Consider the following 11,827-nt stretch of genomic DNA (forward strand, 5'->3'; position numbering starts at 1 on the left):
CGTCCGCGGTGGCTTGATCGCGTGCGCTGCGCAGCAGTTAGATCTGGTGCACTGCTCGATACACCCGTGCGGCGTAGTCGGCCAAGTGGGCCGCGCACCGTTCGAGCCGCAGATGGGACTCTGCGGCGACTGGCGCGCCAAAGACGTCGCGCGCCTTGATGTCTCGGTGCGACCGACGCAACCGCTCCAGTCGTTCTTCCTGCTCGACGAGTGCTGCGATCGTGAGTTCACCGTTGGCGATCGCCGTGTCGATCTGAGCGTCGAACTCCACGCAACCAGAAAGGAAGCCGGCCCATTCGTGGGCTCGTTCAGCGGTGAACATTTCCTGCAGTCGCGCCGACTCCGACCTGTCACGACCGGCCGCGCTGAGCGTCAACACTTCGCCGCCGCCGCGATGCGCCAACTGGACCACTCGCGCGACACCGTCGGCGAACACCGGAACATCCGGCATCGCCCACACACCCTGCCCGATCTGCAATGCACCACCGCGCCGCAGCTCGCGCCACGTCGCCACCCGGTGCCGAGAAGGCACTGCAGGTATCCGCACCACCAGAATCAGCCACCGCACGAAGCGTCACGCTCGCAATCACAAACAAGAATGTAACGGATGTTTCTTTTGGTGGTGCACAACAGTCGATTTCGGTCGTTCACCTGCGTAAAGAGTGCCGCGCGCCGGATCATGGCGAGCTCATATTCATGTCCGGCCGCACCTCGGTGTCAGTAGGCGCCGTCACCGGCGAGGACGGTGCGGACAGTCTTGCCGATGATGAGGATGTCCTGGAGCAGCGACCAGTTTTCGACGTAGGTGAGGTCGAGGCGGATCGCGTCGTCAGGTTTGAGGTCGGAGCGTCCGCTGATCTGCCAGAGGCCGGTGAGGCCGGGTTTGACGGCAAGGCGGCGGCTGACGAGGTCGTCGTAGGTGTCGACTTCGCGGCGGACTTGGGGTCGTGGTCCGACGACGCTCATGTGTCCGGTGAGGACGTTGAGGAACTGGGGGAGTTCGTCGATGGAGTATTTGCGGATGACCTTGCCCACCGGGGTCACGCGGGGGTCGTCTTTCATCTTGAAGAACAGGGCGTTGCCGCCGTTGGCGGCGATCATGTCGGCTTGGCGCGTGTCGGCGTCCTGGTACATGCTGCGGAACTTGGTCATGCGGAACGGTTTTCCGTCCAGGCCTATGCGTTCGGATTGGTAGAAGATCGGCCCGGCACTGGTGAGTTTGACCGCCAGTGCCGTCACGATCATCACGGGCGCTACGGCTGCCAGCGCTGTCGCGGCAAACAGGACATCGAAGGTCCGCTTGATCAGTGAATTGGCCTGGCTATATTGAGGTTTGGCGATTTCGAAGACGGCCATGCCGGCAACCGGGCGGCTGGTGAGGCGTTGGTCGGCGATGTCGATGAGGCCGGGCGCGACCATCAGATCGACTCCGTGTTCTTCCAGTTCCCACATGAGCCGTCGGATGTCGGTGGGGCTCAGGTGATGGGTCGCAGCCAGTGCGACGGTATCCACCCCTGTGCGCTGAACGGCGGCGAGGATGGCCTCGTCGGTGCCGACGATCGGGATGTCGCGGCCGGCGATCGTGATGACTTCCTTGGCGTGCGTCGGTCCCATCGGGGTGCAGAACCCGGCGACGTGGTACCCCGCCCACGGGTCTTTCGCGAACTCGGTGGCGATGTCCGTCGCAGCACTGGTGGCACCGACAACCAGGAGACGGCTCTGGTCGTCTCCTGACAGACGCTTCCGGGCGACGACGCGGCGCCAGATCCAGCGGGTGGTGATCAGACCGACCAGGCCCGTGGGCAGGGCGATGGCGAGGTAGCCGCGCGAGATGTCGAAGTGGAACAGCGTCGAGGCGATGGCGATGAGGCCGAACAGCTGCAACGTGGCCGCGGCGAGGGTGACGTATTCATCGAAGCCTCGGCCGACGACCTTGGCCGACCGGCTGCCCAGTGACAAGAAGCCCATCCACGCCACCGCGATGACGGCCGACACGGCCAGATACCGCACATGCGGACCGCCATCGAGGGACACGTAGACGGGGTGGCCGCTGGTGGTGGCGAACCGGAAAATTTGCCCGAACATGACGGAAGAGCAAATAACTATGGCGTCGCTGAAAATGAGTAATCGCGCAAGTTTCTGGTGACGCTGCTCACGGATCGAGCGTCCTCGGTGGTTGGTTGCGGTAGCTGGCGGTAGCTGAAGCGGGGCCCCTGCTGCGGCGCCGGAACGCACGCGAGCAGGGCCGATATCGTTCGTGAGCTGGGATATATCTACGGCGGGTGTCGACATGGCTACCGGGGCGCTCTCTGCTGGGCGGGACTCACTCGGTGGATTCGACCCCGCGGTGCTTGCAGGATTCACCTGCCAGTTCGGGATCGACACGCGGACCGACGGTGGTCTCGCGCGATGCAGTACTTGTTAACGAATGCGATTTTCAGCAAATTTATACCGAAGGCTTGGAGCGGGCAAGTAGGACACCTAACCAACACCTGTTACGGCCATCACACTTCAATGTGTGAGGCGGTGAGGTCGCGGCACTTGCCGGCGGGCCGCGATGGCCGCATGACGTGACCGGGCGGCTGTGGATGAGCTATGAAAATTTGCCGCATGGGAGATCTAGCTGGTTTGACTAGCGGAAATGAATCACCATGGACATTGCCAAATCGGGCTGCTAGCGTTCGCTTTGCTGTCGCGATTTGGGGAGATCGCATTCATCAGGTGCACCTGAAACGGGGTTCGATGTGCTGACACGGCTGCGCGAGCTATTGGCTGTTGCTCGGCTGGCGCGTGTGTGGTGGTCCGAGCCGGTCGACTACGACGCGCAAATCGGGTATTTCGCCCAGCGCGGCCTGCTTGGGGGCATACAACTGCTCGTCGGAGGCTGCGCGGCTCTCCTCGCCGCAATCTCGATCGTCATTCAGTTTTCGCCAGCTGGGCCGTCCACCGACTTGTCTCGGGGCGTCTCGTCGGTGTTTGCGGTTTCCGCGCTGGTCTGGGCACTGTTGTGGTGGTTCGGGCCGTGGCCGTCGCGCGCGACGTCGATCGCCTTCATCGTCTACGCCGACATCGGCATCAGCGTCGTCGCGCTGCTCGACTCCAACCGGCTGGCTGGATTCTTCGGCTTGAACGCGCTCCTACTCATCTCCGTCTATACGAAGTTTTTCGAAGGCCCCAAGGTCCTGGCGCTCCACATGGCGTGGGTGCTCATGGTGACCACGGTCTTCGCAGCCGATATCGCGTGGGGGCCGGATGGAGACCCCTATCTGGCGCTCGCGAAGACGTTGGCGGCCATCGCATCTTTCGTAGTGCTGCCTGCTGTCGTGCAATTCGGCATCTGGGTGCTCCGCAACGACGCGCACGACTCGGTGACCGACCAGCTGACCGGGCTGCTCAACCGTCGGGGTTTGAATCTGAGAATCGAGAGCTTCCTCGCCGACCGGGCGCACCGATCCATTGCCGGCGCCTGCGTAACGGTGCTGGTCATCGATCTGGACAGGTTCAAGAACATCAACGACACGTACGGGCACGCTGTCGGTGACGCCGTCCTGATGCGCAGCGCGGAACGGATCCGGGGTGTCGTGCGCAGCAGCGCACTCGTCGCCAGAGTGGGCGGAGAAGAATTTGTCGTCGTCGATGTCACCACGCCACAGCAAGTACTCGGTATCAGTGAGCGAATACGGGCGGCCATTGCCGCAACGGCCGACATGGCGCCGGTTACCGCCAGCATCGGTGTCGCCTCCATCGCCCTCCCGGACTTTTCCGGGGGAGACGAGGACCCTCAATCGGTACTGGACGCCACGATCGAGTGTGCCGATCACGCGATGTTCTCGGCAAAGCGAAGCGGCGGCAATGCCGCCGTGCGCCTGACGTTCGCCGTCGGCAACGACATCGTCTGCCGTTGCGACGGCACTTCTACGTCATGCGATGACCCCTCCCCGTCGAGGCGTCACTGACCGGTTCTGCGGCTGTGCATTGCGTTGCCGGCCACCGCCGCGGCCATTGCAGCGCATGGGAAAACCGCGGCTGAATTGTCGCTTCCGAAACTTTGCTGCAACTGAGGTACTATATGCCGATGCGCGGCAATCCGAGCCCCGACTCGCAGGCGCGAGTTCGCCGGTATGCGAAGAAATGGCGTGATAGAAGCTGTTTTCTACCCGCGGGAACCTAGGCTGGTTGTGACCGGGCAGGGTTGGGCGGGTCGTTCACGCTAACCCCACTGTTGTCGCTACGATTGCACGAACACACCGGACTGGAGGCACCTGTGGTGCGGCAGGTTCTGATTGCGAGCGCGGACAGCGGCGTCGCCGGCGCAGTCGTCGTCGATGCCGTGATGGTCGCTCTCGCGCTGTTTGCCGTGGCGTGTGCGATCTCCGCCGCAGTGGGATCGCACGGTCGACACCGTGCGGCGTGGATCAGTCTGATGGTCGGCTTGTGTGGCTGGTCGGTCGTCGAGACGATATGGATGCTGTCCGAACTCCGTCTCGGAGGCACCCCGGTGGTGGTTCCGGCCGCAGTCGACCTGGTCGGGCTGCTGTATCCGGTCGCGGCGTGCGTCGGTCTGGTCCTGCTGGCATCCGGTACCTCACCGTGGACCAGGGCCCGGTTGGTTCTCGATGGTGCGATCATCGGCCTTGCCGTGTTCGCCTTGGCCTGGGTGGTGGCGCTCAGAGACGGCTTTGCCATGAGTGCCGAGCACCGCTGGCAATCGTGGTTCGCCATGGTTTTCCCGATCGCCGATCTGGTGTTGGTTGCCGTCGCCATTGCTGTGTTGAGCGCTGTCGATCGCCGACACCGCCTGGTGCTTCTGCTGCTGACGATAGGCAACGTCCTGGGTGCGGTTTCGAACATCGCCATGCTGTTCGTCGACATGTGGGGGAGCGGCACGGCGCACCGAATGATGGATCTCGGCTGGAGTGCGGCGCTGATCTGCCTAGCATTCGCTGCGTTGGCCAGCCGACACCAGGGAAAAACGGTGTCCGCCACCGACGTTGACACAGCGGCCGCGCCGCGATGGTCCGCGGCCATTCCTGTGGTGCCATTGGTCATCGCCACCGCGGTCTGCTGCATCGAATTACTGCATGTGGCGGCCGCCTGCTGCGTCCCGATGGCGATCACGGCCCTCGTGCTCGTAGTGACGACCGTGGTGCGTCAGATTGTGACGTTCAACGAGAACCAACGCCTACGGGCCGCCGCGCGAGAACTCTTGGAGCAGGACCGGGTGACCGGCCTCGACAACGCGATCTCGTTGCGCGACCGACTGTCTTCCTTGCTGTCCCGGACCGGCCATGCCGCCGAAGGCGTTTCGGTTGCGCGTCTCGATATGGACGAGTTGGCGTTGGTGACCGCGGCCTATGGCCGTGGTGCGGGAGACGACCTGCTGAACCTGGCCGCCGGCCGTATCCGATCGAGCGTCGGCCTCGACGATGTCATCGCACGGCTGGACAGCGGGCAGTTCGCGGTACTCATGGACGGCGGTGTCGAGCGCGGCCGGGCCGTGGCAGACCGCCTGGTCCAGGCATTCGCCGACCCGTTCATCATCGACGGGCACGACCTGCTGATCCGACCGAGCGTCGGCCTGGCGGTGGCCACCGAGGGCGAAGCCGACCTGACTGCCGACGATCTGCTCGCGCGAGCGGCGGCGGCCGTTCAAATCGCCAAGAACTCGCACCTGCGAAGTGCGTACATCCACGGCAGGGACAGCGACATTGACGACGACGCTGCGACGACAACGCGCACCGCGGCCTTGGGAGCACGGCCGACCGAGACGGTCCGGCTGCTGGGCCAGCTACGCCAGGCGATCGACAGTGAGGCACTCTGCCTGTATTACCAACCGAAGTTCGACCTGATCTCGGGCGCCATGATGGGCGTGGAAGCCCTATTGCGTTGGCCCCATGCCGAACTCGGCCTGCTGGCCCCCGACCGCTTCTTGCCGTTGGTGCGTTCGCATGGCCTGACCACCTTGGTGAACGATCTGGTGATCGAGCGGGCGCTTGACGACGTTGCCCGCTGGCGCGGTGAGGGACTGGCTGTTCCCGTGGCAGTCAACGTATTCGCCAATTGCCTCACTGACATCGCCTTGCCCCGGCGGATCGCCAAGGCGCTGGAAGAACGCCGGATCTCTGCGGCCGACCTGACGCTGGAGATCACCGAGGACTTCATGCTGAGCAAGCTGGGACGCGTTCAGTACGTCTTGAACGGGTTGCGCCACACCGGAGTACGGGTCGCGATCGATGATTTCGGCAGCGGCTATTCAACGTTGAGTTACCTGCGCGACCTTCCGGTGGACGAAGTCAAGCTCGACCGGCAGTTCGTCGCATCTGTCCTCAAGGACGATCGTGCCGCCGAAATCGTCCGCTCCATCATTTCGCTGGCCCATCATCTGGGTGCCCGCGTCGTCGCTGAGGGCGTGGAAGACGGCGAAACTGCCGCTCGGCTCAAGCAATTCAAGTGCGACGTTGTGCAGGGCTATCTCTACAGCACGCCCATCGCCGCTGATCGCGTGCCCGCCTGGCTTCGTGAACGGCGAGACTTTCCGCCGAGCATTCCGCGGCCCGTCGCAGCGAGCATCTAGCGGGCCGAGTTCTGTGACCCGCGTTCTCGGAAATTGTGCGGATCTATGGGCGCACCGAGAGCGAGTAAGCGCTGAGAGTCTGCACCAATCATCGGGCCATGAGCGGCGCGAGCCACGCGAGTTCGTCTTGCATCAGTGGGTTCCAGAACGCGGGGCCGTGACCGCCGGGTGAGAGACCGCCTGCGGCGCCGTTCGGCAATTGAGCGATGAAAGCTCTGGTTGCGGCAGCGAACCCGTCGCTCTCACCGCAGTCGATCCGGATCGGAATCGAGGCCAACGAGCGCTGTCCCCATACCGAGTTCGCGGCATAGTCTTCCGGGCCGTCGAAGGCTCCCTCCGGCACCGTTTCAGGCGAGGTCCACAGTGCTGGGCTGACAGCGCAGATCGCCGCCGTCCGGGCGCGACCCAACCGGGCGCCCAAGAGAAGTGCGCCGTACCCGCCCATTGACCAGCCCAGGAACCCCACCCGCGACGTATCCAGGCCCTGCCCGGCCAGCATCGGTATCAGCTCATTGAGCACCATGGCTCCCGGGTCGTCTCCGTTGGCCCGCTTGTGCCAAAAGTTGTCGCCGCCGTCGACGCCGACGACTGCAAACGGCGGCAATCCTGCCTTCACAATCTCATCCAGGCGGTCCGGAAAGTCTGCCGACATGGTCTCGTCGAGATTGCTGCCCCTGCCGTGCAACGCGATGACAGGGCGAAGCGGCCCACCACGGCCGGGTGGCCGTGCGATGGCCCACCTGGTTGACACGCCGCCCCGCGCCTCGGAGAGGAAAGTATTGGCTCCGCTCGTTGCGGGGGCCGGATGTGCGGTGGCACGGGGCCGGCGAACAGTCGTGCCCAGTACATACGCGCCGACGGCTCCGGCGCCGGCGATGGCGCCGCAACCGATGAAGGCGCGCCGGGTCAGCTGGGCCATGGCGCCATCATGCCATCAACCCGGCGCAGCAGGCGTGGCGATTTGCCCAGAGCTGCGTAGCGACGCAAATGGAGTTCGATGATGTCGAAATGACCATCTGACGCGGGAAGTTTTCGCGTCTGCGGTAACTTTGGACCGGTGGCGACCATTATGGCGGGGAGCCGCATGTTGATGTCGATGCGAAAGCGCTGGTGGGGCAACGTGACCGGGGTGTATCGCTCCACTCCCTTGGACAGGTCTTGGTCCGGCAGTCGGATAGTTGCAGTCGTCGGACCCTTGGAGGGGCTCACCGCCGATGAGGTGCAATCCCGACTGTCGACGATAGTCACAAGTTCGGCAACCCCCAGGATTGCGATCGCGCCAAGCCAGAGCCAAGCGTGCTGGCCGTACCGTCCTGATCTCATCGACGATGCGGTTCACGTCGTGGCAGACACTGCCTCAATCGATCTCGGCGCCTTTCTCACCGGGATCGGACACCGCCAGGGTCGGCGGAATCCAACCGACGTCTTCGTCTCCGGCGGTTTCCTTGCCGTCGAATACCCACACGCGGTCGGTGACGGACATTACGGGTTGAGCATCATCGGTGCGCTGGCTGCCGGACTACCGGAGTTGCCGTCGGATCTGCCGCATACCGTGGTTTGGCGGGCGTTGTGGCGGCACTACGCTAGGCGCCCTGCGCTGCTGAGATCGCTCTGGACTCTGCGAAAAGAACAGCGGCGCAGAACTTCTGGTATTTCCGAAGCCGGCGCCGTGGCCGATTGGCGGTCGTTGAGGCGAGTCGCCACACGTCGGTTCGATGCGCGCCAGATCGGTCGATTGCAGGATTGGGTTGACAAGCATGCGCCCGACTCGACGCGGGTGGCGGTGATGTCAGCCTTGTGGCTCGCCGCGCTGCGATCAGTGCAGCTGCCCATCGACGAGCATGTGGTGGTGTTGTTCAATTGCCGGCGGTACCTGCCTCGCGAATATGCGGCCGCCCTGGGAAATTTCGCGATCGGGATTCCACTTAGGATAGGTACATTGCCGCCGGACCAGATCACGGCTCAGCTGCGCAAAGTGACTGAAACAGGATGGCCCATCATGTCCATCGGGATCGGCGCGCTCCGCTCGTTGTTGGGTGGCTTTACCCGCACGAGAGCCGCAGAACCAGACGTTGGCACAGAACGGATTCGGCTGTCCGTGAGTGATATGGGCCGGCTTCCATTCGATCACCTACCGTGGGTGCGTGATGCGCCGCAACTGGCGACTGCGTTCGTCGACCTCGATCGACCCGATGCGATGACGCTACTGATTTCCGACACCACCAACAGTCGCAACGTCTCCGTCACATACTGCGAAGCCACCGTGTCGGGGGAAGTTGTGGAGGCGGCGCTTGACCGGATGTACACGGAGCTGACGGAACTGCTGTCTGCGCTGTGATTTCGGTTGGTGATCCAACCGCGTGCTCGGCCGTCATCTGCCGGTCGGATCAACCGACAGGTGTCCGCACCGAGATGATGTTCGATGACGAAGACAGCCGGCCGACACCATCTTGAGCGCGCACTCCGTACAGGTAGGTCTGGCCGGGTAGGGCCGATCGGTCGGCGAGGGTAGCCGACGATCCCGACGCCACCATGGTCCAGTACTGTCCCGAGGGGTCGCCACGCCAGAGGTAGTAACCGACGACTCCGGAACCCTGTCCGTCGTTCGATGCCTGCCAGGCCACCGTGACGCTGGTCGGGGCGACGCTGACGGCAGTGACGCCCGCCGGTGCGGTCGGCGGGGTGACATCGACGTTGCCGTCCCATTGCTGCAGCACGCGTAAGCGGCTCCACGGAATCGCGTTCATGTCGTAGTAGTCCCATGCGAGACCGGCACTTTGGTAGGCAGCCGGAATCTGGCCGGGCTTGCCGATCAGGCTCGGATCACTTTCGAAAACCACCGCGATGGACGCCCCGGCATTGTCGACGACGTACGCACCGAATGTCTGGAGTGCCTTCGCGATCACTTGTTGCCCGTAAGGCAGTGCGCCGACGTTGATCGACGGATCCAGTTGAACCCGTGAGCCTTCGGGGACGCAGTTCGCGCTTGCGTCGAAACCGTCGGTATGCGATGCGGGGTAGCGAAAGTACCCCGGACACGCGAGGCTCGATGCAATGGCCAGTGCGTGCGGAATCAAACCTGCCTGGATTTCGCGCATCCTGACGACGCCGGCGAGTCGCGAAACGTTTGTGGCTGTGGCGGATCCACTTGTGCCGCCGCCCGGCCCGATGCCCGAACCGTTTGCAAGGTCGTACGTGATGCCACCCCAGCTGGTCGAAATGGTTCCGCCGGACGGCTGCGCAGCACCCCAGAAGTCGTACGAAACAGGGGGGTTCGCGGTCCAGTCGATGGAGATCAGCGCATGGTCGCTGCCTGTGTTGGGCAGTGCACCTGCCGGTAGACGCACCGCGGTGGGCAATGGGCATGGACCCCAAGCTTGTGTGCATCGAACGGAGACGACCGGCGACGAGGCCGATGCGTTGTAGATCGGTATTCCGAACTCGTTGAGATTGGCGACGTGCTGGCCGATGCTGAGTCTGGCGACGATGGCCGCGGAGTTGCTTATCAACGCCGGGTTGGATGTGATGGCGCTGTTCCACACGCTTGTGCTCGCGAATGGGCGGCCTGCGGCCCCCGTGAAAGACGATTCAGCACCTGCCGTCGGCGCGATCAGTATCGCGGTGGACGCGATGCTCACCGCTCGAGTCAGTGCCGTCCACGTTTTTGCACCCCGCCCCTTGGTCGTCATGTCAAACCCTCTAAATTGTCGATGATGGCAAATGTTCCGGGTTCAGCGGACTGTGGTCCGGGCGACATCGTGCTTTCGCCGCCAAACAATACGTTCCGAGAGTTGTGAATCGCCCTGGAAATGCTGGAGGCTCCCGACCTTGGAAACGAGGATGGAGCCATGCCGAAGGAACAGTCGCCCGGGAAGCCGACGACGCGCAGGTACACACCCGATGAGAAGGCGTCCGCGGTGCGGATGGTGCGGGCCCTGCGGGAAGAGTTGGGGACCGACCACGGAACCGTCCAACGGGTCGCGCGTCAACTCGGCTACGGGATCGAGTCGGTCCGCTCCTGGGTACGTCAGGCCGACATCGACGACGGCCACGCACCCGGGATGTCGACCACGGAGTCACAGCGGATCAAGGATCTCGAACAGGAGAACCGAGAACTCAAGCGCGCCAACGAGATTCTAAAGCGAGCGGCGAGTTTCTTCGGGGCGGAGCTCGACCGCCAACACAAGAAGTAGTCGCCTTCATCGACGCGAACCGCGGCGAGTTCGGGGTCGAGCCCATCTGCACCGTCCTGCGATCGGCAGGCGTGCAGGTGGCCCCGAGCACCTACTACGCGACCCAGGCCCGTAAGCCATCCGCGCGGGCGTGCCGCGACGCGGTCATCGGTCCCGCACTCACGCAGCTCTGGGAGGACAACTACCAGGTCTACGGCGCCCGCAAGCTCTGGAAGGCCGCCCAACGGGCCGGTCACGACGTCGGACGCGATCAGGTCGCCCGACACATGCGGGCCGCCGGCATCACCGGGGTCCGCCGCGGCAGGCGGGTGCGCACCACCAAACCCGACCCCACCGCGGCGCGCCATCCCGACCTGGTCCGGCGGAACTTCACCGCGACCGCTCCCAATCAGCTCTGGGTGACCGATCTGACGTTCGTCCCGACCTGGGCCGGGGTGGCCTACGTCTGCTTCATCACCGATGCCTTTAGCCGGATGATCGTCGGGTGGCGGGTCGCATCCCACATGCGCACCACGATGGTCCTCGATGCCATCGAGATGGCCCGCTGGTCACGCGGAAAGACTTTGCCGGACTTGCGATGTCACTCCGACGCCGGATCGCAGTTCACGTCCATCCGGTACGGCGAACGCCTCGCCGAGATCGGTGCCGTGCCCTCCATCGGGACCGTGGGCGACAGCTACGACAACGCGTTGGCAGAGACCGTCAACGGCTACTACAAGTCCGAAATGATCTACGGACCGGCCCGTCCGGGGCCGTGGAAGACCGTCGAGGAGGTCGAGCTGGCCACCCTGGGCTGGGTGCACTGGCACAACACCAGCCGCCTCCACGGCTACCTCGGCGACGTCCCGCCCGCAGAGTTCGAAGCCGCGTTCTACGCTACGAAACGGACCGACCAACCCCTGGTCGAAATCCAATAGCCCGAGCCTCCATCGCAACCAGGGCGATTCATTGAAACTGGTGCGGCAGGCTAGTCACGATTTGGCTAAAACTGCTGTCCATAAGCGCACACTGGTGTTGTCGAGCCCAATTTCGTCCACTTCGCAACGGGGGGTTGGACGTG

Annotated in this window: 10 protein-coding genes and 1 other annotated feature; of the genes, 5 read left to right on the forward strand and 5 right to left on the reverse strand. The window is 63.9% G+C overall.

Annotated features, from left to right (window positions below):
* Nucleotides 1-37: 37 nt before the first annotated feature.
* Both ACJH6H_RS07625 and ACJH6H_RS07630 read right to left on the reverse strand, forming a co-directional pair.
* Entirely contained in the window at nucleotides 38-568 is a 531-nt protein-coding gene (locus tag ACJH6H_RS07625) for a Chromate resistance protein ChrB (RefSeq protein ID WP_406774588.1), read from the reverse strand.
* Nucleotides 569-717: 149 nt separating this feature from the next.
* Nucleotides 718-2,085, reverse strand: a complete 1,368-nt coding sequence (locus ACJH6H_RS07630; RefSeq protein ID WP_406774589.1) for a sugar transferase — start codon at nucleotides 2,083-2,085, stop codon at nucleotides 718-720.
* A gap of 659 nt (nucleotides 2,086-2,744) precedes the next feature.
* Here ACJH6H_RS07630 and ACJH6H_RS07635 point away from each other — a divergent pair.
* Together ACJH6H_RS07635 and ACJH6H_RS07640 are read left to right on the forward strand one after the other, a co-directional pair.
* Nucleotides 2,745-3,956, forward strand: a complete 1,212-nt coding sequence (locus ACJH6H_RS07635) for a diguanylate cyclase (protein WP_406774590.1) — start codon at nucleotides 2,745-2,747, stop codon at nucleotides 3,954-3,956.
* Between the two features lie 308 nt (nucleotides 3,957-4,264).
* Nucleotides 4,265-6,574, forward strand: a complete 2,310-nt coding sequence (locus ACJH6H_RS07640) for a putative bifunctional diguanylate cyclase/phosphodiesterase (RefSeq protein ID WP_406774591.1) — start codon at nucleotides 4,265-4,267, stop codon at nucleotides 6,572-6,574.
* Nucleotides 6,575-6,662: 88 nt separating this feature from the next.
* On the opposite strand, the gene ACJH6H_RS07645 is transcribed toward ACJH6H_RS07640, so the two are convergent.
* Nucleotides 6,663-7,493 (reverse strand): alpha/beta hydrolase, encoded by an 831-nt coding sequence (locus ACJH6H_RS07645; protein ID WP_406774592.1) that lies wholly within the window; start codon nucleotides 7,491-7,493, stop codon nucleotides 6,663-6,665.
* The gene (locus ACJH6H_RS07650) at nucleotides 7,481-7,822 is read right to left on the reverse strand and encodes a hypothetical protein (protein WP_131808694.1); all 342 of its coding nucleotides are present in this window, start codon (nucleotides 7,820-7,822) and stop codon (nucleotides 7,481-7,483) included. Before ACJH6H_RS07650 ends, ACJH6H_RS07645 begins: the two co-directional genes overlap by 13 nt.
* A 94-nt stretch (nucleotides 7,823-7,916) precedes the next feature.
* Between ACJH6H_RS07650 and ACJH6H_RS07655 the strand changes: the two genes are divergently transcribed.
* Complete coding sequence (locus ACJH6H_RS07655) at nucleotides 7,917-8,912, forward strand: hypothetical protein (RefSeq protein WP_165605494.1); 996 nt, start codon at nucleotides 7,917-7,919, stop codon at nucleotides 8,910-8,912.
* A gap of 49 nt (nucleotides 8,913-8,961) precedes the next feature.
* On the opposite strand, the gene ACJH6H_RS07660 is transcribed toward ACJH6H_RS07655, so the two are convergent.
* Complete coding sequence (locus ACJH6H_RS07660; protein WP_212811439.1) at nucleotides 8,962-9,480, reverse strand: fibronectin type III domain-containing protein; 519 nt, start codon at nucleotides 9,478-9,480, stop codon at nucleotides 8,962-8,964.
* Between the two features lie 562 nt (nucleotides 9,481-10,042).
* Between ACJH6H_RS07660 and ACJH6H_RS07665 the strand changes: the two genes are divergently transcribed.
* Together ACJH6H_RS07665 and ACJH6H_RS07670 are read left to right on the forward strand one after the other, a co-directional pair.
* Nucleotides 10,043-10,288 carry a hypothetical protein gene (locus tag ACJH6H_RS07665; protein ID WP_064858246.1) on the forward strand — a complete coding sequence of 82 codons (246 nt, stop codon included), beginning with the start codon at nucleotides 10,043-10,045 and terminating at the stop codon, nucleotides 10,286-10,288.
* A 134-nt stretch (nucleotides 10,289-10,422) separates the two neighbouring features.
* A protein-coding gene (locus tag ACJH6H_RS07670; RefSeq protein ID WP_406774593.1) for an IS3 family transposase occupies nucleotides 10,423-11,684 on the forward strand; the annotation gives its coding sequence in 2 pieces (ribosomal slippage) (nucleotides 10,423-10,726 and nucleotides 10,726-11,684; 1,263 coding nt in all).
* Nucleotides 10,722-10,853 (forward strand) — a sequence feature (AL1L pseudoknot). (Overlaps the previous gene by 132 nt.)
* Nucleotides 11,685-11,827 lie beyond the last annotated feature (143 nt).

The organism is Mycobacterium sp. SMC-21, from assembly GCF_045310825.1.
In the GTDB taxonomy this organism is placed as follows: Bacteria; Actinomycetota; Actinomycetes; order Mycobacteriales; family Mycobacteriaceae; genus Mycobacterium.